The sequence below is a fragment of the Corynebacterium sp. S5S1 genome, assembly GCF_001913985.1.
Classification (GTDB): Bacteria; Actinomycetota; Actinomycetes; order Mycobacteriales; family Mycobacteriaceae; genus Corynebacterium; species Corynebacterium marquesiae.
Genome location: NZ_MKXT01000003.1, coordinates 20,271 through 40,538 on the forward strand (window position 1 = coordinate 20,271; position 20,268 = coordinate 40,538).

A 20,268-nucleotide genomic window follows, 5' to 3' on the forward strand; every position below is an offset into this window, starting at 1 on the left:
TTGGGTCCGTACGACGCGCTTCCGCCATACCCGTGGCTTTTATATATCCGCCGTGTGCGTCCCTTGTGCACAGCATGCCCGCGGTGGCGTGGCACAATAACTGACATGTCACTTTCTGCCTATCCCGCAACTGCCAAAGACTGGCTCCAAGGCGCACGCCCGCACACGTGGGCTAATGCCTTCGCCCCAGTCATCGCTGGTACTGGTGCCGCAGCGGCTGCCGACGGCGCGCACTTCGGCCGCGCGCTCCTCGCCCTCATCGTGGCGTGGGCACTTATCATCGGCGTGAACTATGCCAATGACTATTCCGATGGCATCCGCGGCACCGACGATGACCGCACCGGTCCGCAGCGCCTGACCGGCGGTGGCCTGGCCCGCCCGCAGCAGGTGAAACTCGCGGCCTTCGCCGCCTTCGCCGTGGCTGGGCTCGCCGGCATTGCGCTGTCCTTTGCAGCGCACGCGTGGTGGCTCATCCTAGTGGGCGCGCTATGCATCGCGGGCGCGTGGTTTTATACCGGCGGCAAGAACCCGTATGGATATCGCGGGCTCGGCGAGGTTGCTGTCTTTATCTTTTTCGGATTGGTCGCCGTGCTCGGTACCGAATTTACCCAGGCCGGACGCCTGTCGTGGTCGGGCCTCGCGCTGGCCGTCGGCATCGGGGCGATGAGCTCCGGCGTCAACTTGGTCAACAATATCCGCGATATTCCTTCCGACGCACAGACTGGCAAGATTACCCTCGCCGTCCGGCTTGGCAACGAGAAGGCGCGCCTGCTCTTTACGGTGCTGCTCCTGCTGCCATTCCTGCTGACCATTGGCATCGCCTTCGGCAGCTGGCTCGCGCTCGCTGGCTTGGTCTACTTCCCCCTTGCGCTGCGCGCCATCCGCACCGTCAACCGCGGCACCCAAGGCCCAGAGCTCATCCCGGTGCTCGGCCTGACCGGCCGCGCGATGCTGCTGTGGGCCGTTATCGAGGCCGCCGCGCTCATCCTCGTCTAGTCCTGCGCGGCGCGGCCTTCCAGCTCCGCTTGGACCCAGCGCTTGTGGGCCTTGCGCTGGGCGGAGTACTCGGCCAGCGTTTGGGTGGCCTCGATGCGCCACTGTTTAAAGATGAGCATCGATAACGGCAGCGCCACAAAGAGCGCCAGCAGCGCTGCGATAAGCACCGGGATGGGAAAACCGATGGCGATGGCCAAAAGCTCAATCACCACGGTCAATGCGATAAAAAGCACTACGCGGGCGAGCCCGTACTTCCACAGCGCCGCGCGCGAACGGCGGCGCAGTTCTGGGTCCGGCTTGGGTGGCTCAGGGTTATGCGTCATGGAGGTTGATTGTACGCGGTGCAGGTAGAATCGCACGCATGGGCCGAATCATCCTGCTACTCCTCTTTGTCCTCGCCGCCTACCTAGTCTGGAAGGCCTTCGGGCCCTCGACATGGAAAAAGCGCGAAGTGGAACAACCCCGCGCTATCAAAGGCCCCGACGATGACGAGGAATTCCTCTGGAACTTAGAAAAGGAGCGCTTCAAGCAACGCCGCGCACAGGAGGCAGAAGAAGAAAAACGCCGCCAGCGCCGCAATCGCGGCACCGACGGCGACAAGGACTAGGAATCCTTCGGCACGAAGCGCATCTCCAAGCCGAGGGCCTCGGCCACAGCCGTGATCTTTTCCCACCGCACGCCCGCTCCACCGTGCTCGATGGTGTGGAGGGTGGAGCGGGAGATACCGGCGGCGTCGGCAAGCTGCTGCTGCAAGATGCCCAACTCGCGGCGGCGCTCGGCAAATTGTGCGCCCAGCCCCAAAATCACCGCATTATCGCCGGCCGGCTTGCCCGGCTTATGGCGCGGGCTCGTATGCTCCGCCATCTAGTTCAGCCCCGCATAGGAATGCAGGCCGGAGACCACCATGTTAATGAAGAAGAGGTTGAAGACCATCAGCGCCATCGCCATGACGTTGATCCACGGCGCCGCCTTGCGGAAGGCCGGCGTCGCACGCGCATGCAGGTAGGCGGCATACAGGATCCAGGTGGCAAAGGAGACAGTCTCCTTCGGGTCCCAGCCCCAGAAGCGGCCCCAGGCGGACTCGGCCCAGATGGCACCCAAGATGATGCCCAGACCCAAGGTCGGCAGGGTGATAACAGCCAGGCGGTAGGCCAGCTGGTCAATCTTTGCGGCCGAAGGCAGCGGGCGGGCCACCGCACCGAGGAGGCCATGCTCGGCATGCTTCGGTTGCGCCATACGCAAAAGAGTCAGCAGCGAGACAATGCCAGAGATAATACCGATGGACGCGCCCAAGGAAACCACGGTGACGTGGATGGGTAGCCAGTGCGACTGCAGCGCCGGCACCACCGGGGCAGACTCAGCATAGAGCTTGGTGGAACCATAAAACATCAGCGCGAGGGTCGGGGTGAGCAGCCACGGCCACACGGTGCGCCATTCCTTGCGCTGCATAGCAATATTGCCCACCAGCAGCACACCGAAGCTCACCATCAGCACGTACTCGTATAGGTTGCCAAACGGAAAGCGGCCGGTCGCCAGGCCACGCAGCACAATCGCCGCGGCGTGCAGGGCAATGCCCACCCACATCAGCGCGCTGGTCATGCCGCCGAGCTTATCGGCCTTGCGCTCCTTTTCCTGCAGCTCATCGGCCGTGATTCCGGAAGAGGACTGGGCAACCTCGCCGGCATAGCTGTGCTTGTCGACGCCCCCAGCGCCCGCCCCCACCAAGACCTTCGCGGCCTCGGACTTCACGGCGCGGCGGCCCTCGATGATGCCCTGCATGCGGCCGTAGTAAAACAGCGACAAAAAGAGCGCGACGCAGTACACCACAAAGGCGGTCTGCACCGCGATATCCGAGAAATTAGACAGATTCTGATCGATCTGCATGAATGCTCCTAGCCTTCACACGTGCGGGGTAAGTGCTGATTACCTTACTCAGCGAAACGACCCAATCCAACTTTTGTTGGATCGGGCCGGGGCGCTAGTCATCGGTATAAAGTTCGTCTTCTTCGACCTCGTCTGGGTCGGGCAGTTCGAGCAGCGCGCGGTGCAGCTCGTGGAACTCCTCGGACCAGCCGGCGCGGTCGGTGCGGGCGAGGCCGCCCATCTCCACGTCGGTGCCGCCGGCCGCGTTTGGCCGCAGGCGGATGTAGACGCGGCGGCGCTTAATTATCAGCGATCCCACCAAGGAAATGAGCATCACCAGCGCGGAGGCCAGCACCCACTTCTGGAAAGGATCATAAGAGACCTGGTAGTTGGCAAACTCGCTGGCGCCGTCGAAGGTGATCTTCGTGCCATCGTCCAGGGTGACGTCCTCGCCCTGGTTGAGGTTCACGCGGTCAATCTTTTGTAGCTGGCCGGACTGCACCAGGTTCGGGTCCAGCGAGAAGAAGGACTGCGGGGTGCCGGTGTCCAGGCCGGCATCTCCGCGGTAGATATCGATGGCCATCGCCGGATCCTGCAGCCCGGGATATGCGGACTGCAGCAGCTTGCCGTTCTCGCCGGCCCATTCGGCCGTGGGCGCGAAGAGGCCCTGGATGGCGATCTGGTTCTGGCGGCGGTCATAGAGATCCGGGTGCATGCCTGCCGGTGGGTCGAAGCGCATCGCGCCGGAGGACAAAAAGAAGGTCGTGTCATTCGGCTGGAACTGAATGGTCTGGGTGCGCTTTTCGCCATTGGGCCATTCCACCGTGACCGTCGGCGCATAGCCGTGGCCCTGCAAGTAGACGCGGTTGTGCGCCAAGCGCAGTGGGTGGTTGACCTTAAGCTCATAGTCCTTCCACTCGGAGTCATCCTTGTAGATGTCCTCGCCCTCCGCGTAGGAGACGTTGGAAGTAAACATCTCCGCCTGGCCGTTGGGCAGGTATTCCGCCGCGAAGTCATGGGCGACGAAGCAGAAGGGGTGAAGACCGGTGCCGTCGAAAAGCGGGCCGGCGCGGAAGGAGTCAAAGTTGGACGTGGAGGTATTGCAGAACTCCGTGGACTGGTCCAAGGTCTGGCCGCCGCCCTGCGAACCCGACTCGGTAACCACGATGACCTGGCCCTCGTAGTTGACCAAGCGGCCAGCGGCAACGGTCACCAAGATGGCCACCAGTGCCACGTGGAAGATCAGGTTGGCCAGCTCGCGGCCGTAGCCGCGCTCCGCGGAGAAAGCATGCACACCGGCGCGGTCTTCTTCGGGGGAGTACTCGGCCACGCGCCACTTCTTCAGGCGCTTTTTGATTTCTGCGGATAGCTCTTCCTCGCTCTTATCCGAATGCCCCTCGGCCGCCAGCGGCAGCTTGTGGAGGTACTTCGGCGCGCGCGTGGGCGGGGTCTTCCACGCCTTATAGTGATTCCAGGAACGCGGCAGGATGCAGCCAACCAGGGAAATGGCCAAGAGGATGAAGATGGCCTGGAACCAGACGGAAGAAAAGACGTCGAAAAGCTGCAGCTTGTCGTAGATCTTCGCCACATTGCCGTTGGACTCGATGAAGTCCTGCACGTTCTGCTCGTTGAGGTCGCGCTGCGGCAGCAAGGAACCGGGAATCGCGGCCAGCGCCAGCAAGAAAAGCAGCGCCAGTGCCGTGCGCATGCTGGTCAGCCAATGCCAGGCTTTGCGGAAATATTTCACGTCTCTCCTAAATCAGGGTGGCGCCGTAGTCCACGGTCCACTGGCGGATGAAGTTAATAAACTCGCCCCACAGGCCGGTTACCAGGGCCAAGCCAACGAGGATCATGGCCACGCCGCCGATGACCTGGATAGTATGCGAGTGCTTGCGGGCCCACGAAATCGAGCGCATCGCCCGCGCGGAGCCCAGCGCCACCAGCAGGAACGGCAGGCCCAAGCCCAGGCAATAAAAAATGATAAGTAGCACGCCGCGCGCGGCCGTCATGCCTTCGGTGCCGGCCGATACGGAAATGATGGCGGCCAACGTTGGGCCCAAGCACGGCGTCCAGCCCAGCGCGAATATCCCGCCCAGCAGCGGCGCGCCCAGCCAGGTGGTCCAGCGCTTCGGTGCCATGCGGGTGTCTTTTTGCAGCACCGGGATCGCGCCGAGGAAAACCACACCCATCAGGATGGTCACGCCACCGCCGATGCGCATGAGCGTCTCCTCATTGAGCCGGAGCGCGGAAATCGCACCGAATACGGAGACCGTCGCCAGCAAGAAAACCACGGTAAATCCCAGGATGAACAAGGCGGCGGCCAGTACCACGGCCCATTGCCTGCGCTTGCCGACGCCCACCCCCAACTCACCGTCAAACGTAACCTCGCCGCCCACCACGCCGGCTAGGTAGGAAATATAGCCGGGCACCAGTGGGATCACGCACGGGCTGGCGAAGCTCACCAGACCCGCCACGGCGGCCGCGAACAGGCCCAGAATGAGTGGGCCGGAGGTCGCGGCCTCGGCAAAGGAGTTGCCGATGCTCGCTGCGTTGTCCATTTATTCCTTTTCTAATTTGTCCACTACGTCCATCACATCTTGAGCGGTGATGGACCGCAAAAAGACCGTAGCCGGGCGGTGCTGTTTATCCAAGACGATGGTGGTCGGAACCACGGAGGTGGGTACGCCGCCCAGGGCCGCCGCGGTCTTAAATGGTGGATCATATATGGAGGGGTAGGTCAGGCCATTATCCTTGAGAAAGTCATTGGACACCTGCGGGTTATAGTCGCGCACGTTGATGCCCAGCACGGTGCCAATCTTCCGCTTCTGTAGCTCGGAGTGGATCTCTTGCAGGTCATCGGCCTCGGCGCGGCACGGAGCGCACCACTGGCCCCAGGAGTTGAGCACGACGATTTCGCCGTCATAGTCCTCCAGGGAGATGGTCTTATCCCTATCGCGCACATCCTCGCCGGAGAACGTGCGCAGCGGCTTGCGCTCAGATTCCTCGTAATTGATGACCTTTTCGCCGCCGGGCGTGATGAACTCGAAGTTGCCGCCGGTAGCAACCGCGTTTTGCGCTTTATCGGCGTCTTGCGAGCAACCGGCAAGCGGCAGCGCGATGGCTGCCGCCGCCAGCACTGCGCCGACTGTGCGTCTGCGTTGTAGTGACATTAAATCTCCTGGGCCGGCGAGGAATAGAAGATGTCGGTGACCTGGTTATCCTCAAAAAGCAGGGAGGTGACCGAGGCCAAGTCGCATTCGCGATTCCACGGCGCGTGCGGCAGGCGCTGGCCCAGCACGGTGCGCTGCACCATCACGATGGGCAGCTGGTGGCTGACCAAGATCGCCTCGTGGCCGGCCGCGGCGGTGCGGGCGCGCTCGATGGAGCCCAGCATGCGCTCGGCAATCTGCTCATAGGGCTCGCCCCACGAGGGCTCTAGCGGGTTGACCAGCAGCGGCCAGCGGCGCGGGTTCCACAGCGCGGAACGCGGGCCCTTGGTGCGCAGGCCCTCGAAGCGGTTGCCGGACTCGATAAGCGTCTTATCGACGTCCACGTCCAGCCCCGTTGCCTTAGCAATCGGCCGCGCGGTCTCTTGGGCGCGCTGCAGCGGCGAGGCCGCCAGGTAGGTCACGTCATGGTCGCGAAAGGTTTCCGCGGTGCGCGCCGCCATGGAATGCCCGCGCGAGGACAGGTGATAGCCCGGGATGCGACCGTAGAGGATCTTCTCCGGGTTGTGGACCTCGCCGTGGCGCACGAGGTGAACGATAGTGCGTGTCATGTCTCTCCTTAGTGTGCGGGACGCGCGGCGGCCGCAGCTTGGGCGGCGGGCTTGAGGGCGGCTTCGATGAGTTCGAAGTCGGCGTCGGTAAGTGCATCCGAGACAAACCAGGTCTCGAATGGGCTCGGCGCGACGTAGATGCCGTTATCCAGCAGGGCGTGGAAGAACGGGGTGAAGCGGAAGGTCTCGGCCGCCTGCATATCGGCGAAGTTGCGGCCCTCGCCCTCGGCAAAGCGGATGGAGAACATCGAAGACGCCCGCTGGATGTGGTGCGCTACTCCCTCGGCTGATAGCGCGGAAGAAATCATGCCGGTCAGGCGGTCCGCGTTGGCCTGCAAGCGCTCGTAGAGCGATTCATCGGCCAGCTCCAAAGACTTCAGGCCGGAGGCCATGGCAACCGGGTTTCCGGATAGCGTGCCAGCCTGGTAGACCGGCCCTTCCGGCGCAAGGTAGTCCATAACTTCGGCGCGGCCGCCGAAAGCAGCAGCCGGCAGGCCGCCGGAGACGACCTTGCCGAAGGTCACCAAGTCCGCCGCCACGCCGTCGACGCCATACCAACCCTTATAGGAGGTGCGGAAGCCGGTCATGACCTCGTCGAGGATGAGGAGGGCGCCGTCTTCATGGGCGACGTCGGCAAGCGCGGCATTGAAGCCCTCCTCCGGTGCCACGGTGCCCATGTTGCCGGCCGAGGCCTCCGCAATAATGCAAGCAATCTCGCCTGGGTGCTGCGCAAATGCCTCGCGCACGGCCTCGATATCGTTATAAGGCACAACGATGGTATCGGCCGCCGTCGCACCCGTCACGCCCGGGGAATCCGGCAGCGCAAAGGTCGCCACGCCGGAGCCGGCCGAGGCCAACAGCGCGTCCACATGGCCGTGGTAGCAACCCTCGAACTTCAAAACCTTGGCGCGACCAGTGTAGCCGCGGGCCAGGCGCACCGCAGACATGGTGGCCTCGGTGCCGGAGTTAACCATGCGCACCTTATCGGCCGCGGTGCGCGACACAATGGCCTCCGCCAGCAAAGCCTCACCCTCGGTGGGCGAGCCAAAGCTCAAGCCACCCGCCGCGGCCTGCTGCACGGCCTCCACAATCTCTGGGTGCGCATTGCCGTGGATCATCGGGCCATAGGAGCTGACCAGGTCGACGTACTCGTTGCCATCGACGTCCCACAGGCGCGAGCCCGCACCGCGCTCAATCACGCGAGCCTGGCCACCCACGGAGCCAAACGCGCGCACCGGCGAGTTCACCCCGCCCGGAATCACCTTGGAGGAACGCTCAAACCACTGTTGCGACTGGGAAGTATTAGGCATGTCTGACATTCTAGCGATTCGCGCGCTATACAAAAGTTGGAGTGCGCGATTCACAGTCAGCCGCTAAACTTCGGGGCGTTGCACGTTTCAATTCGGGGGGATTTTCAATGCAGCGCACTCTCATTTTCGCTATTCTGGCCGCTTTCTGCCTCGCCGGCTGCGCCAAACCCGAGCGGCCGCTGCCCACCTCGGTGGGTGCCACCCCGCTTGCCGACGCCCCCTCCTGGCAGCCCCCTCCCCGCCCGCTCGCCCCGCGCGACCTTCCTCGGGAGGACAAGCCGGCCGCTCCTTCGCCGCCGACCGCGGAGCCTGCGTCGTTGGACAAGGCACCTGCTCCCGCGTCCGGACCTGGTTCGCGTCCTGGCCTGGCTCCCGCGCCCCAGCAACGGCCCGCGCCCGCGCCCGCACCAGCGCCCGCCCCGCGTCCGCAACCAGCGGCGCCTGCCCCACGCCCACCTGCGCGGGATAAAAGCGGCCTGCCGAACCTCAATATTCCGCCGCACGAGGTGCGCGGACGCATCGAGGACGCGGTGCCTGATGTGCCGGCCGTGCCCGCCGTGCCTGCGCCCGCCCCGCCGGAGTTGCCGCTGCCGCCTGCGCCGCGGATCCCGGGCCTCTAGCTCACCGCTTTTAGCCCCACGATGCCGCCGATGATCATGGCGAGGAATAGCACCTTCCACGCCGTGGCAGCCTCGTGTCCGGCGGCGAAGGAATAAATAACCGCCACCGACGCGCCAACGCCCGCCCACACCGCATAGGCCGTGCCCACCGGGATGCTGCGCATCGCCCACGTCAGCCCGCCCATGGAAATCGCGCAAGCCACGAGGAAAATGAGCGAGGGCCACAGGCGAGTAAAACCTGCGGACTTATCCAGCGCCGCCGCCCACACGGCCTCGAATGCGCCGGAGAAAATCAAGATGAACCACGCCATAGCTGCTTCCTGGCCGTCTTGTCGCGGCGCCGGGTACGGCTCCCTCGTCCGGGACCCGCACGAAAGGCAGCGAGCCTGCACCCAATGATGGCACACTGGGAAAGCATGAGGATTGCATTTCTTGGAACTGGCCGCATGGGAACCGAACTAGCCCGCCGCCTGCTCAATGAGCAAGACGGCATCGAATTGACCGTATGGAACCGCACCGCCGAGCGCGCCCAGCCGTTGGTGGAGGAAGGCGCCGAGCTTGCCGCCTCGCCCACCGAGGCCGTAGCGAACGCCGAGGTCATTATTACCTCTCTCTTCGGGCCTGACGATGTCCGCGAGGTCGTCGTCGAGCCGCAGCTCATCCCCGCCGGCGTGACCTGGATCGATACCACCACCGTCTCGCCCAACGATGCCCGCGAATTCGCCGCCGCCGTGGAAACCTACGTCCATGCCCCGGTCGTCGGCACGCTCGGACCGGCCCGCGAGGGCAAGCTCGGCGTCTATGTGGGCACGCCTGACGACGCCCGCCGCGAGCAAGCCATGTCCCTCGCCGAGTCCTGGGCGGGCGAAGACAAGCTCATCGGAGTGGAGGCGGCGGCCACGGCGGCCATCGGAAAGCTGCTGGCGAACCTCGCGCTCGCCGTCACCGCCGAGGGCCTGCTCGAAGCCCTGCAACTCGGCGAGTCCGAGGGCCTGGACTCCGAGGTGGTGCTGCAGATGCTCGATATCACCGGTCTGTCATTCATCGCCAATATGAAGGCGCCGTTTATCACCGGCGAGCGCAATACCGACCCGGGCGATTTCACCGTCGACGCCCTAGCCAAGGACGCCAAGCTCATGGAGATGACCTCCACCAAGCCGCTGCCCGCCCTGACCGCCGCCATCGGCCGCTTCGAGGAAATGCAGGCCATGGGCCACGGGGATCAGGACTTCTCCTCCATCTTCGTCTTCCGCAATAAAGGCTAGTTATCCACAGGCCCACCGGGCGTGCGGGCCGAAATTCACCTTTTGGGCCCTAGTTATCCACAGGTTCGCGCGCTCGCCCTCGCGCGGGTTGCACGCCGTGGCTTAGGCTGCGGGGCATGACAGCTCTTCAGACTTATCTTGCGGCCCTGGCGCCTGGCATCGACATCGTTGCCGGGTGCGCCGGCATGTCTGAAGACCAGCTGCGCGCCGCCGGTGCGCCCAATAAGACGGCCCGCACTTTGCTCACGCTTGCCGACGCCCTCTTTGCCCCCACCTCCTTCACCCGCCAGCAACGCCAAGCGGTTACCGCCGCGCGCGACCGCGCCCACCCGCTGCCCACTCTGGAGGTTATCGAGCGCTACGCATCCCGCGCTAAGACCAAGCGCGATGCCTGGCGCCTGCGCGTGGAGCTGTGTCGCACTGCCGCCGATACCGATGAGATGGAAAAGCTGGCGCGCAAGAAGCTGCGCGAGCTCAATCCCCCAGCCCCGCCGCGCCCCGGTGTGCGCATCCGCCGCCGCAAGGACGCGCCGTGGACCCTCGCGATTACCGGGCCCTCTTCGCTCATCGCAGACTTGGAATCCAGCCTGGACGAGGACGCGCCTCTCGATTCCGTTGCGGAGCTCTTCTCCCCTTCCGGCGCCGCCCCAGCCACCCGTCCGACCATTACGACGAATGCAATTATCACGCTCGACGAACTCGACCGCATCATCGATGGCGACGGCGAGGAAATCACCATCCAGCTCACCAACGGTGCCCGCCTCACCGGCGCGGAACTCGTTTCGCGCACGCTGGCAGAGCGCGGGCTTATCACCCTCGTTCACCCCTTCGAGGGCGCGGTCAACCTCTACCGGACGGAACGCATGGCCAGTGAAAAGCAACGGCTCATGGCTGCTGCCGAAAATCCGGTATGCCCGTGGGTCGAATGCAACTATCCGGCGGATAAATGCCAGGTACACCACTTGCAGGCGTGGCGACACGGCGGCGATACCAATATGGCAAACCTCGCGACCTGTTGCCCGTACCACAACGGCGTCAACGACGATGACCCGAATGCCCCACCGGTGCGCGGGCGCCTCGTTCGACGCCGAGGCCGCGTGGTGTGGCAGCCGCCCTGGGCTCACACCGCGCCATCATCGCCCCAGTAGCCCCGCAACCGCCAGGCAGCAGGATGCCCTGCTGCCGCATTGGCATGCCCGCAGCTAGCGAGCCCCGCCGCTAGCGAGCGATGCGGGCCGCAGCAGCGCGGGCGTCCGCGATAACGTTTGGCACCCCAACCCCGCCGGCCCAAGCGCCGGCGGCATCGATGCCCGGCGTCGCCGCGAGGGCACCGCGCGCACCGGCCACGGTTTCCAGGTGGCCGGCATCAAAGCGCGGCAGGCCGCCGAACCAGCGCTGGGTGAAAATCTCGGCAACGCCCGCGGCGCGGCCGTCGAAGCCGGTAAGCCGCTGAAGGTCGTCGAGGGCGTAGTCGACGAGGTCATCTTCCTCGGCGCGGACGATGGCGTCGTCGCCAAAGCGGCCGAAGGAGGCGCGCACGAGAGCCCCGCCGCGCTCTGCCAAGTGCGGCCACTTGCGCGAGGACAGCGTGAATGCCTTGGCGTGAACGTCGTCTTGGTCGGTGGCGACGAGGATGCCAGAGTTCTGCGGCAATGCCTTGCCGGCCGGGTCCGTGTCAGACTCGAACTTCAGGCCCACGACTGCCGACGCCGCTAGCTTCACGCTCTTCAACCGCTCCGCCGCCCGCGGGGACACCTTGGGCAGCAGGCGCGCTGCGGTCGGGGCCGGAGTGGCCACCAGCACGCGGTCAAAGGGGACGGTATCGCCGGGTGCGCCGGCCAAGCGGAATTTCTCGCCCTCGCGAGTGATGCCCGAGATGAAGGTATCGAGGTAGATCTTGGCACGGGATTTATCGGCCAGCGCCTCGTAGAGTTCTGCGTAGCCGCCGCGGAAGGTCTGAAAGACGGGTCCGCCGCTGCTCGGCTTGGCCGCGCGGGCCTCTTCCAACGAGCGAACCGCGGCCGAGAGTGTGACTGGGCCGCGCTCGGAGAGCACGTCGAGCGTCTCGGCCAGCGCAGGCATGGTCGCGCGCACACCCAGGTCATCGGCCGAGCAGGAGTACACGCCACCGAGGAGGGCGGAGATGACGTGGTCAACGAGGTCGTCGCCAAACTGCTGGCGCACTAGGCGGCCGACGGAGACGTCGCTGCCGGCCGTCCACTCGAAAGGCTCCTCGTTATCGATGCGACGCGCAGTCTCGGCCGAGACCAAGTGTGCGACCGGCTCCGAGTGCGAAGGAATGCCCATCATCCCGCCGCGCGGCAGCGGCTTAAGCTCGCCGGAGTACACCAGCGAGTGCAGACCGGAGGGCTCAACCAGGCTGTCGCCGAGGCCGAGGGATTTGATGAACTCCACGGCGTCGTGGCGGCGGGCGAGGAAGGCCTCGGCGCCCATGTCGGTGGGGCCGTCATTAAACGGCACGGAATACAGCTTGCCGCCGATACGGCCGGCGGCCTCGAAAACCTCAACGTCGTGGTCGCGCAGCTCGTAAGCGGCCGTCAAGCCCGCCAGGCCGGCACCAATAATCGCAATACGCATTTAGCCCTCCTCGTGGATGATGGATACGGCGCGGGTGATGGCCTCCGCGTCGGTAGTTGGCAAGACCCCGTGGCCGAGGTTCCAGATATGGCCGTCAATATCGCCGCGCTCGCGGGCCCGGTCGACCTCGCCGCGGATGGTGCGCACGGCCTGGCGCACGGCGGCATCGCCGGCAAAAAGCATGGCCGGGTCGAGGTTGCCCTGCAGCACGCGGGCGCTTACGCGCTCGGCCGCGGCGTCCATGGGCACGCGATAATCGACGCCCATAACTTCCGACCCCGCCTCCGACATGGCCGGCAGCAGCTCGCCGGTGCCGACGCCGAAGTGAATGCGTGGAATCTCCACTCCGGCCAGGATTTCCCGGGAGTACGGAAGCACGAACTCGCGGTAGTCGCGCTCATTGAGGTAGCCGGCCCAGGAATCGAAAAGCTGCATGGCATCAATGCCGGCATCGACCTGCACCTGCAGGAAGCGGGTGATGGTCGGAACTAGGCGGCGCATGAGCATGTGCCAGGTCTCCGGTTCTGCATGCATGAGGGCCTTGGTGCGCTCGTGGTTCTTGGATGGCCCGCCCTCAATGAGGTAGCTGGCCAGCGTGAACGGCGCGCCAACAAAGCCAATGAGCGCTTGGGTTTCGCTAAGCTCGGCCAGGATGCGGGCGATACCTTCGTTAACTTCGGGGACGTCAGTCTCCAGCAGCGGCAGCTTGCCGACGTCCTCCCTACTCCTCACCGCTTTTTCCATCACCGGCCCACGCCCCGGCGCGATATCGACCTTGACGCCCGCGGCCTTAAGCGGGACGACGATATCGGAGAATAAAATGGCGGCGTCGACGTCGTGGCGGCGCACCGGCTGCAGTGTAATCTCGGCCAGCAGCTCCGGCATGAAGCAGGAATCGAGCATGCTAATCCCCTCGCGGGCGGCGCGGTACTCCGGCAGCGAGCGGCCGGCCTGGCGCATGAACCAGACTGGGGGGCGGGAGGGGGTGCGGCCGAGGGCGGCGTCGATAAGCGGGGCACGATGTGTTCGAGACATGCCCCAATTATGAATCAAAAGTTGGAGTGGGGGCTAATTAGCCACGCAAGCTGCGGTCCTTGATGAAGCGGTTGGACTGCGGCTGGAAAAGCAGCGCGAGGGCAACAATCAAGGTGATGGGGATAATCAGCAGCCCAAGCCCGCCGATTCCGAGTGCGAGGGCGGCGATATTGGTAAAAAGCGCGAACGCGATGACCACGGTAATGATGCGGCGCGCCCACTTGGACCCGGCGGCCAGCTGCGCCGCGAAGAGCGCAAGCAGAATGGCGCCGACGGCATTGGTCACCGCGACAAACAGGCGATTGGAATGGAGGTACTCCGCGACCTGCGCATTCTTCGGCTCGGCCTGTGGCCCGCCCGAGCCGAAGATGCCCACCATGCCGCTCACCAGCATGATCACGGCGCTGACGACGAGCACCCAATATGCCCAACGCAGGGGCCGCGGCCATGCGTCGAGGTTTTGGTTGGCGGAGGAGTTTCGGGCCGCCCGGTTATAGTCCCGGGGCCCGGGCCGCTCGGTATTGCTCATCGCTCATCCTCCCGGTCGGTCCGGTCAGCACGGTCGGTGCGGTTGGTGTGGTCGGTGCGATCGCGCTTGCTGCTGTCGCGCTTGCTGCGCTGGTCGCCCTTGGAACGCTTGCGCTCTTCCTCGGCGCGCTTCTTCTCGCGCTGCGCTCGCTCGAGTTCTTTTTCCAGCTCGCGCATCTGCTCGAGCTCGCCGGTGTAATCCAAGGTATCGGCCCGCACGGAGAAAATCAGGCCGAGCACCGCCGCGACGCCGACGAGAATTTGCACCATGCCATCGGCGGCAAAGAGCCAATCGGGCACGTCCGCGCCGGCTGGGGTGACCATGAAGGTCAGCAGAATGCGGAATCCGAAGTAGATCGAAAAAGCGAACCACACGCGGCGCGAGGTGCCGGCCCGCCTGCTGCGGTTAGCAAGGGACCGCAACAGGAAGGCCAACAGCACGATAATCGCCAAGGAAATGGCAGCCGAAAGAGCGACGGAACCGTAGGCGGCGGTGCGGAGGAAGGCGTCGGAAAGCTGGGCTTCATCCACGCCGGCCGGTGCGGACTTGGCCATCTCCTTGGCCTGCGACATGAGTACGTCGTGGTTGAGCAGCGTGAGCACCACGTTGAGCACCTGGTGCACGGCCTCGCCGCATAGCGCGCCCAGCCACAGCCACAGCATGTACGTCACGGACTCCGGCCGCTGCTGCCGCGGCGGGCGTTGCGTGCGAGGGGCAGGGGCGGGCGACGGGGGCGTAGCAGTCACAGGGGTCCTTTACTTGAGAAGGCGGGCGGCTTCGGTAGCGAAGTAGGTCAGAATCTGGCCGGCGCCGGCGCGCTTGAATGCGGTCAGCGACTCGAGCATGATGGCCTCGCCGTCGATCCACCCGTTGGCGGCCGCGGCCTTGACCATCGCGTACTCTCCGGAGACCTGGTAGACCGCAACCGGCACGGGAGAAGTCTCCGCCACGGCCGAGAGCACGTCCAAGTAGGGCAGACCGGGCTTGACCATGACGAAGTCCGCGCCCTCTTCGATGTCGAGCTCGGCTTCGAGCAGGGATTCGCGGAAGTTGCGCGGGTCCTGCTGATAGGTGCGGCGGTCGCCCTCGAGGGAGGAACCGACCGCGTCGCGGAACGGGCCGAAGAAGGCGGAGGCGTACTTGGCGGAATAAGCCATGATGGCAACGTCCTCGTGGCCGGCCTCGTCGAGGTCAGCGCGGATGGCGGCAACCTGGCCGTCCATCATGCCGGACGGGGAGACGATCTGGGCGCCGGCGCGGGCTTGGGAGCGGGCCATGTCTTGGTAGAGCTTGACGGATTCGTCGTTAAGCACGCGGCCCTTGTCATCCAGTACGCCGCAGTGGCCGTGGGAGGTGAATTCGTCCAGGCAGGTATCGGCCATAACGATGAGGTCATCGCCGAATTCCTCGTGCAGGCAGGAAATACCGCGGTTCAAAATGCCCTGGGGGTCCCAGGCGACGGAGCCGGTCTCATCCTTGTCCTCATCGAGCGGCACGCCGAAAAGGTCGATGCACGGCACGCCGGCCTCCAGCGCCTCCTCGGCCGCGCGGCGCAGGGAATCGAAAGTGTGCTGGTAGACGCCCGGCATGGAGGGAATCTCGCGCGGGGCGTCGAGACCGTCCACGATGAACATGGGCAGAATCAGGTCCGAGGGGCGGACCTCGGTTTCGGCCACGAGGTTGCGCATCTGCGGGGTGGTGCGCAGGCGGCGTGGGCGGCGGGCTGGGAAGGTGCTCATTGGGTACTCCTTAGAGCGAGACTAAAACTTATGCCTTGTCGACCTTAGTAGCCTTCTTGCGCGAGCGGCGTTTCTTGCGCGGCGCGGGCAGGTTTCCGGCGGCGCGGAGGGCGGCGACGTGGTCTGCGAGGGCGTCGACAAGCGCGGGCACGTCGGCGACTTCGGGCACCACATCGACGCGCAGGCCCATCTCTTCCGCGGCCGCTCTTGCCGACGGCCCGATACACGCAATGATCGTCCGCTGGTGCGGTTTGCCCGCAATGCCCACCAGATTGCGCACGGTGGATCCGGAGGTGAAGGCGACGGCGTCGAAGCCGCCGGTCTTGATCATGTCTCGGATCTCGGCCGAAGGCGGGGCGGCGCGGACGGTGCGGTAGGCCACGACGTCGTCGACCTCCCAGTCGAGAGCCTTGAGCCCGTCAACTAGGGTGTCGGCCGCGATATCGGCGCGCGGGAGCAGGACGCGGCCGACGGCGTCGATATCTTCCACAAAGTTGGGGAAGACATCGAGCAGGCCCTCGGCGTTCTGCTTCTTCTTGTGTGGCAAGAGCTCCGGGACCATGCCCTTGGCGCGGATGGCGGCCGCGGTTTTGGTGCCCACGGCCGCAAGGTGGACGCCGGCGAAATCGCGGGCGTCGAGGCCGAGTTGGGCGATCTTCTCCCATACCGCGGTCACGGCGTTGACGGAGGTGAAGACGATCCACTTATAGCGGCCCTCGACGATGCCCTTGATGGCGCGGTCCATCTGCGCCGGGTTGCGCGGCGGTTCGATGGAGATGGTGGGCACGTTTTGCGGGATGGCGCCGTAGCCGGCCAGGCGCGCGGACATCGGGCCGGCCTGTTCCTTGGTGCGCGGGACGAGCACGCGCCAACCATAGAGCGGGCGGTTTTCCCACCAGGAGTACTTGGTACGGTCATCGATGCTGCGGCCGAGGGTGACCACGAGCGGGCCGGTGAGGTCAGCGTCCAGCTTGCCCATGGTGCCCAGCGTGGTCTCATAGGTGCGCTGCAGGCGGGTGGTGCCGTGGACGGTGACGAATGCTTCGGTCTCGGCCGGCATGCCGCGCTGCTGCAGCTCATCGGAGATGACCGGCAGGTCTTCCTTGGTGGCCTGCAGGACGATGGGCTGGGTGGCATTGGCCAGCGCGTCCCAATCGGCGCCGTCGGTTACGTCGGCCTCGGTGTAAGTCGAGCCGAGCGCAATGCCGGCAAAGGACGGCACGGTAGACGGCAGGGACATGCCCGGCACCACCTGGAACTCCAGGCCGGCAGACGCCACGGCGTTGATCTCCGCCTTGATGGACTCGCGGTGCAGCGGGTTGCCGGTGACCAGGCGGATGACATCCTCGCCATCGGCCTTGACCAAGCACTCGCGCAGCTGGCCGACGATATCTGCGGCCGGCTCGTACAGCACCGCGGCCGTCGGCGGCGCGGGGCGCGGCGGTTTGCGGCGTGCGCCCTTGGCTTTGGCATCGGCGCACATTTGGGCGTATTCGGCCTCGGCGGCGTCGAGAAGCTCTTGCGGAACGGGCAGCGCGGCGGCGACGGCATCGCGCACGCCCTGCATGACCTGCGGATCGGTCACGGCGATGGCACTATTTGCCAGAACCTCGCGGGCGCGCACGGTCAGCAGGTCGGGATTACCTGGACCAGCGCCCACAAAGACGATCTTGCCCAATTGGGTGTCTGGCGCGGCATTGCTCATAAAGTTCTTTTCTAAAATCGGGCGCGCGGCACCGCGCACGGACATGATCGCATGCGGTGTGGTTCCCCGCGCCGGCGGTGGGTGACACGGTCTTAACGGCCAAAATCCCAGGCCTTGCGTCCTGGGATGCCCTTAAAGGGGGCCGGATCATTGCGGAACAATGATCTGTGGTATCTACACCTTAAATTATTAGCGCCTAAAGGCGAAATTACTTGCCCAGCAGCTCGGCCGCGCCACCGGCGAAAAGCTCGTCCGAGATGCGCGCGCCAAGGTCGGCGGCTTCGGCCGCGGAGCCGGAGGCGGTGGCGATGAGCTGGCGGGATCCGTCGAGCGCGAAGACGCCGCCGCGCACGGTGAGCTCGTCGCCGTCCCAGCGCGAGGTGGCGGCCACCGGCGCGGTACAGCCGGCCTCGAGGCGGGCCAGCACGGCGCGCTCACCAGCAGCTGCGGCCGAGGCGCGGTCGTCGACAATGGCGTCTAGGGCCGCGGCGGCCTCGGTGCCGGCCACGGCCTCGATGGCGAGTGCGCCTTGGGCCGGCGCCGGCATGAAGACGGAAGGCTCAAAGATTTCGGTGGCGCGGTCCGCATAGCCGCCGCGCAGCAGGCCGGCGTAGGCCAGCAGGACGGCGTCGAGCTCGCCGTCGGTGACCTTGGACATGCGGGTATCGATATTGCCGCGCAGCGGGCGAATCTCCAGGTCCGGGCGGAGGGCGGCGAGCTGGGAGATGCGGCGCGGGGCGGAGGTGCCCACGCGCGCACCCTGCGGCAGCTGCTCCAGGCTCAGGCCATCGCGGGCGACGAGCGCCTCGCGGGAATCCTGGCGCTGCGGCACGACGAGGCGGAAGCGATCATCGGGCGCGGTGGGCAGGTCCTTAAACGAGTGCACGGCGATATCGCACTCGCCGGCATAGAGAGCCTCGCGCAGCGCCTGGGTAAATACGCCGACGCCGATGCGCTCGACGGGCGCCATGTTGACGTCGCCGGCGGTGGTGACGATGTGGAGTTGGGAGTCAAAGCCGGCGTCGATAAGCCAATCGCGCACATGGCCCGCCTGGGTAGTGGCGAGCTTGGAGCCGCGGGTACCAATCTGAAACATTTAGGCCTCCTTAGTCATGGTGGGCAGTTCATTGACGGCCACGGACACGCCGGAGCCTTCCAGCTGCAGGCCAAAGAGTTCCTGCAGGGCGTTCTCGCTGCTGACGCTGCTTTCCGACGCCGCCAGTTTCTTCGCCCTCACCGTCGGTTCATGCAGCAGTTTATCGGCCACACGCTTAAGGGCGCGCTGGACGTCCTCAAGTTGCTTGCCCGCGAGTTCGGGGTGCTTGTGGTGCAGGCGCGCGGCCTCGCACTCGACGAGATCGGCCGCGCGGCGGTGCAGGGCGCTTACGGCCGGGGCGACGTCGCGCACGCGCTGGGCTGAGGTATAGGCCGCGAGTTCTTCGTCGACGATGTGGCGGGCCTGGGCGTGCGGGCTGGTACCGGCCGCGAGATCGGTGGAGGCGGCCGAGAGCGACTTACTCAGGCGCTCGATATTGACCAGATCCACGCCCTCGGCCGCGGCGGCGGCATCGTCGATATCGCGCGGCAGGGAAAGATCGATGAGCATGAGATCGCGGCCGGCAGGAATGTCGGTGGCCGCGATGGTGAAGTTCTCGGCGCCGGTGGCGGAGATGGCCAGGTCGACGTCGGAAAGCGCGGCGGCGCGCTCGGAAAAGTCCACGACGCGGGTGGCAACGCCCGCCTCCTCGGCGTGGCTGGCCAGGCGCTCGGCGCGCTCGCGGGTGCGGTTGGCCAACACCAGCTCCTTGACGCCCAGCCGGCCGGCGTGGGTGGCGGCGAGGGATGCCATGGCGCCCGCGCCAAGGACCAGCGCGGTCTTGCCGCTCAGGTCTTCGGCGTCGAGGCGCTGCAGGGCCTGGTCGAAGGCGAAGGACACCATGGAGGCGCCGGCCTCGTCGATATCGGTCTCGGAGTGGACGCGCTTGCCCGCCCGCAGCGCGGCCTGCGCCAGCGCGTGGATGCGCGGGCCGACCGTGCCCTGCTCCGAGGCGGACTGGTAGGCGCTGCGCACCTGGCCGATGATCTGCTGCTCGCCCACCACCATGGAATCCAGGCCGGAGGTCACGGACATCAAGTGCTCGGCCGCGGCGTCGGCATAGCGCACGTAGAGGTAGTTGCGCAGCTCCTGCTCTCCCACGCCCGAAACCTGGGTGAGCACGCGCACGACTTCTTGCACGCCGGCGTGGAAGGAGCTGGTGACGGTGTAGACCTCCATGCGGTTGCAGGTGGAGATAATCATGGCCTCTGAAAGCGGCTCGGCCGCCACGAGTTGCCCGCAGGCGGAATCCTGGACCGCACTATCCATGCTCAGCTTTTCCAGCAGCGCCACCGGCGCCGACTGGTGGGACATGCCCACGACGAGCACGCTCATGCACAACACTCCTCAACCCTTTGATTGATTTTAATCCTCCAAAAGACTACCCGTCGGTGTCGCGGATCCCGAATCAACCGGCCAGCTCGGCCGCTAACTCCTCGTTGTCTACTTCCCAGCAGGCAAACTCTTCGCCGTCGATGACCACAACGGGCACGCGGTCACCGAACTCCATGGCCAGCTCCGCGTCCTCATCCACGTTACGCACAGCAAGCTCCGCGCCTGCCCGCTTGATGACGGGGGTGATTTGCTCCCTCACGCGCGCGCAAGAACCGCAGGTGGTGCGCACCATGAGCTCGACGAGATGCTGAGACATATTCTCCTCACAAGGACGGCGGCGGTCGAAACCATTACTATGGACACGTTAGTCCACCCCGCGTTTGCGAAAGCTGTTTGTCT

At 65.5% G+C, this 20,268-nt stretch carries 22 protein-coding genes and 1 riboswitch; of the genes, 4 read left to right on the forward strand and 18 right to left on the reverse strand.

The features are described 5' to 3' along the window. Positions 1 to 105 precede the first annotated feature (105 nt). Complete coding sequence (locus tag BKN05_RS01540) at positions 106 to 996, forward strand: 1,4-dihydroxy-2-naphthoate polyprenyltransferase (protein ID WP_286687758.1); 891 nt, start codon at positions 106 to 108, stop codon at positions 994 to 996. Here the strand turns inward: BKN05_RS01540 and BKN05_RS01545 are convergent. Beyond that, complete coding sequence (locus BKN05_RS01545) at positions 993 to 1,319, reverse strand: DUF4229 domain-containing protein (RefSeq protein WP_286687759.1); 327 nt, start codon at positions 1,317 to 1,319, stop codon at positions 993 to 995. The genes BKN05_RS01540 and BKN05_RS01545 overlap by 4 nt on opposite strands. A gap of 38 nt (positions 1,320 to 1,357) precedes the next feature. On the opposite strand from BKN05_RS01545, the gene BKN05_RS01550 reads away from it, so the two are divergent. Then, positions 1,358 to 1,603, forward strand: coding sequence for a hypothetical protein (locus BKN05_RS01550; protein WP_286687760.1), 246 nt, complete (start codon positions 1,358 to 1,360; stop codon positions 1,601 to 1,603). Here the strand turns inward: BKN05_RS01550 and BKN05_RS01555 are convergent. The 8 genes from BKN05_RS01555 to BKN05_RS01590 all read right to left on the reverse strand — a co-directional run bounded on the left by BKN05_RS01555 (position 1,600) and on the right by BKN05_RS01590 (position 8,878). Further along, positions 1,600 to 1,860, reverse strand: a complete 261-nt coding sequence (locus BKN05_RS01555) for a helix-turn-helix domain-containing protein (protein WP_284839451.1) — start codon at positions 1,858 to 1,860, stop codon at positions 1,600 to 1,602. The genes BKN05_RS01550 and BKN05_RS01555 overlap by 4 nt on opposite strands. Further along, positions 1,861 to 2,880 carry a c-type cytochrome biogenesis protein CcsB gene (ccsB, locus tag BKN05_RS01560; protein WP_284810969.1) on the reverse strand — a complete coding sequence of 340 codons (1,020 nt, stop codon included), beginning with the start codon at positions 2,878 to 2,880 and terminating at the stop codon, positions 1,861 to 1,863. Between the two features lie 94 nt (positions 2,881 to 2,974). Continuing rightward, positions 2,975 to 4,606 carry a cytochrome c biogenesis protein ResB gene (locus BKN05_RS01565; protein ID WP_286687761.1) on the reverse strand — a complete coding sequence of 544 codons (1,632 nt, stop codon included), beginning with the start codon at positions 4,604 to 4,606 and terminating at the stop codon, positions 2,975 to 2,977. A 7-nt stretch (positions 4,607 to 4,613) separates the two neighbouring features. Continuing rightward, a complete protein-coding gene (locus tag BKN05_RS01570) occupies positions 4,614 to 5,417 on the reverse strand; it encodes a cytochrome c biogenesis CcdA family protein (RefSeq protein ID WP_286687762.1) in 804 nt (267 codons plus the stop codon). Further along, positions 5,418 to 6,029, reverse strand: a complete 612-nt coding sequence (locus tag BKN05_RS01575) for a TlpA disulfide reductase family protein (RefSeq protein ID WP_286687763.1) — start codon at positions 6,027 to 6,029, stop codon at positions 5,418 to 5,420. Then, a complete protein-coding gene (locus tag BKN05_RS01580; RefSeq protein WP_286687764.1) occupies positions 6,029 to 6,637 on the reverse strand; it encodes a histidine phosphatase family protein in 609 nt (202 codons plus the stop codon). The genes BKN05_RS01575 and BKN05_RS01580 overlap by 1 nt, the downstream gene beginning before the upstream one ends. An 8-nt stretch (positions 6,638 to 6,645) precedes the next feature. Then, the gene (gene hemL / locus BKN05_RS01585; protein ID WP_286687765.1) at positions 6,646 to 7,947 is read right to left on the reverse strand and encodes a glutamate-1-semialdehyde 2,1-aminomutase; all 1,302 of its coding nucleotides are present in this window, start codon (positions 7,945 to 7,947) and stop codon (positions 6,646 to 6,648) included. Between the two features lie 616 nt (positions 7,948 to 8,563). Next, a complete protein-coding gene (locus tag BKN05_RS01590; RefSeq protein WP_286687766.1) occupies positions 8,564 to 8,878 on the reverse strand; it encodes a DMT family transporter in 315 nt (104 codons plus the stop codon). Positions 8,879 to 8,886: 8 nt separating this feature from the next. After that, positions 8,887 to 8,957: riboswitch (guanidine-III (ykkC-III) riboswitch) on the reverse strand. Between the two features lie 26 nt (positions 8,958 to 8,983). On the opposite strand from BKN05_RS01590, the gene BKN05_RS01595 reads away from it, so the two are divergent. Together BKN05_RS01595 and BKN05_RS01600 are read left to right on the forward strand one after the other, a co-directional pair. Then, positions 8,984 to 9,832, forward strand: a complete 849-nt coding sequence (locus tag BKN05_RS01595) for an NAD(P)-dependent oxidoreductase (RefSeq protein ID WP_286687767.1) — start codon at positions 8,984 to 8,986, stop codon at positions 9,830 to 9,832. 116 nt (positions 9,833 to 9,948) lie between these two features. Beyond that, on the forward strand, positions 9,949 to 10,980 hold the full coding sequence (locus tag BKN05_RS01600; RefSeq protein ID WP_286687768.1) for an HNH endonuclease signature motif containing protein: 1,032 nt from the start codon (positions 9,949 to 9,951) through the stop codon (positions 10,978 to 10,980). A gap of 70 nt (positions 10,981 to 11,050) precedes the next feature. Here the strand turns inward: BKN05_RS01600 and BKN05_RS01605 are convergent, their stop codons facing one another. The 9 genes from BKN05_RS01605 to BKN05_RS01645 all read right to left on the reverse strand — a co-directional run bounded on the left by BKN05_RS01605 (position 11,051) and on the right by BKN05_RS01645 (position 20,185). After that, positions 11,051 to 12,430 carry a protoporphyrinogen oxidase gene (locus tag BKN05_RS01605; RefSeq protein WP_286687769.1) on the reverse strand — a complete coding sequence of 460 codons (1,380 nt, stop codon included), beginning with the start codon at positions 12,428 to 12,430 and terminating at the stop codon, positions 11,051 to 11,053. Continuing rightward, positions 12,431 to 13,465 (reverse strand): uroporphyrinogen decarboxylase, encoded by a 1,035-nt coding sequence (hemE, locus tag BKN05_RS01610; protein WP_286687770.1) that lies wholly within the window; start codon positions 13,463 to 13,465, stop codon positions 12,431 to 12,433. It abuts the gene before it with no gap. A 37-nt stretch (positions 13,466 to 13,502) separates the two neighbouring features. After that, positions 13,503 to 13,994, reverse strand: coding sequence for a tellurium resistance protein TerC (locus tag BKN05_RS01615; RefSeq protein WP_286687771.1), 492 nt, complete (start codon positions 13,992 to 13,994; stop codon positions 13,503 to 13,505). Next, positions 13,991 to 14,740 carry an EMC3/TMCO1 family protein gene (locus BKN05_RS01620; RefSeq protein WP_286687772.1) on the reverse strand — a complete coding sequence of 250 codons (750 nt, stop codon included), beginning with the start codon at positions 14,738 to 14,740 and terminating at the stop codon, positions 13,991 to 13,993. The genes BKN05_RS01615 and BKN05_RS01620 overlap by 4 nt, the downstream gene beginning before the upstream one ends. Before the next feature lie 9 nt (positions 14,741 to 14,749). Then, entirely contained in the window at positions 14,750 to 15,733 is a 984-nt protein-coding gene (gene hemB, locus BKN05_RS01625) for a porphobilinogen synthase (RefSeq protein WP_225746032.1), read from the reverse strand. A 28-nt stretch (positions 15,734 to 15,761) separates the two neighbouring features. Next, complete coding sequence (locus BKN05_RS01630) at positions 15,762 to 17,438, reverse strand: bifunctional uroporphyrinogen-III C-methyltransferase/uroporphyrinogen-III synthase (protein ID WP_286687773.1); 1,677 nt, start codon at positions 17,436 to 17,438, stop codon at positions 15,762 to 15,764. A 208-nt stretch (positions 17,439 to 17,646) separates the two neighbouring features. Further along, positions 17,647 to 18,534, reverse strand: a complete 888-nt coding sequence (gene hemC / locus BKN05_RS01635) for a hydroxymethylbilane synthase (protein WP_286687774.1) — start codon at positions 18,532 to 18,534, stop codon at positions 17,647 to 17,649. Continuing rightward, entirely contained in the window at positions 18,535 to 19,869 is a 1,335-nt protein-coding gene (locus BKN05_RS01640) for a glutamyl-tRNA reductase (protein WP_286687775.1), read from the reverse strand. Positions 19,870 to 19,942: 73 nt separating this feature from the next. Continuing rightward, the gene (locus tag BKN05_RS01645; RefSeq protein WP_049377845.1) at positions 19,943 to 20,185 is read right to left on the reverse strand and encodes a glutaredoxin family protein; all 243 of its coding nucleotides are present in this window, start codon (positions 20,183 to 20,185) and stop codon (positions 19,943 to 19,945) included. Positions 20,186 to 20,268: the final 83 nt, after the last annotated feature.

Excerpts from the sequence above, each read along its gene's own strand:
- BKN05_RS01630 (WP_286687773.1), bottom strand. The coding sequence starts at position 17,438 with ATGAGCAATGCCGCGCCAGACACCCAATTGGGCAAGATCGTCTTTGTG.
- BKN05_RS01605 (WP_286687769.1), bottom strand. The coding sequence starts at position 12,430 with ATGCGTATTGCGATTATTGGTGCCGGCCTGGCGGGCTTGACGGCCGCT.
- BKN05_RS01545 (WP_286687759.1), bottom strand. The coding sequence starts at position 1,319 with ATGACGCATAACCCTGAGCCACCCAAGCCGGACCCAGAACTGCGCCGC.
- BKN05_RS01555 (WP_284839451.1), bottom strand. The coding sequence starts at position 1,860 with ATGGCGGAGCATACGAGCCCGCGCCATAAGCCGGGCAAGCCGGCCGGC.
- hemL (WP_286687765.1), bottom strand. The coding sequence starts at position 7,947 with ATGCCTAATACTTCCCAGTCGCAACAGTGGTTTGAGCGTTCCTCCAAG.
- BKN05_RS01640 (WP_286687775.1), bottom strand. The coding sequence starts at position 19,869 with ATGAGCGTGCTCGTCGTGGGCATGTCCCACCAGTCGGCGCCGGTGGCG.
- hemB (WP_225746032.1), bottom strand. The coding sequence starts at position 15,733 with ATGAGCACCTTCCCAGCCCGCCGCCCACGCCGCCTGCGCACCACCCCG.
- BKN05_RS01575 (WP_286687763.1), bottom strand. The coding sequence starts at position 6,029 with ATGTCACTACAACGCAGACGCACAGTCGGCGCAGTGCTGGCGGCGGCA.
- BKN05_RS01570 (WP_286687762.1), bottom strand. The coding sequence starts at position 5,417 with ATGGACAACGCAGCGAGCATCGGCAACTCCTTTGCCGAGGCCGCGACC.
- BKN05_RS01645 (WP_049377845.1), bottom strand. The coding sequence starts at position 20,185 with ATGTCTCAGCATCTCGTCGAGCTCATGGTGCGCACCACCTGCGGTTCT.
- hemC (WP_286687774.1), bottom strand. The coding sequence starts at position 18,534 with ATGTTTCAGATTGGTACCCGCGGCTCCAAGCTCGCCACTACCCAGGCG.
- BKN05_RS01615 (WP_286687771.1), bottom strand. The coding sequence starts at position 13,994 with ATGAGCAATACCGAGCGGCCCGGGCCCCGGGACTATAACCGGGCGGCC.
- ccsB (WP_284810969.1), bottom strand. The coding sequence starts at position 2,880 with ATGCAGATCGATCAGAATCTGTCTAATTTCTCGGATATCGCGGTGCAG.
- BKN05_RS01590 (WP_286687766.1), bottom strand. The coding sequence starts at position 8,878 with ATGGCGTGGTTCATCTTGATTTTCTCCGGCGCATTCGAGGCCGTGTGG.
- BKN05_RS01580 (WP_286687764.1), bottom strand. The coding sequence starts at position 6,637 with ATGACACGCACTATCGTTCACCTCGTGCGCCACGGCGAGGTCCACAAC.
- hemE (WP_286687770.1), bottom strand. The coding sequence starts at position 13,465 with ATGTCTCGAACACATCGTGCCCCGCTTATCGACGCCGCCCTCGGCCGC.
- BKN05_RS01540 (WP_286687758.1), top strand. The coding sequence starts at position 106 with ATGTCACTTTCTGCCTATCCCGCAACTGCCAAAGACTGGCTCCAAGGC.
- BKN05_RS01600 (WP_286687768.1), top strand. The coding sequence starts at position 9,949 with ATGACAGCTCTTCAGACTTATCTTGCGGCCCTGGCGCCTGGCATCGAC.
- BKN05_RS01550 (WP_286687760.1), top strand. The coding sequence starts at position 1,358 with ATGGGCCGAATCATCCTGCTACTCCTCTTTGTCCTCGCCGCCTACCTA.
- BKN05_RS01595 (WP_286687767.1), top strand. The coding sequence starts at position 8,984 with ATGAGGATTGCATTTCTTGGAACTGGCCGCATGGGAACCGAACTAGCC.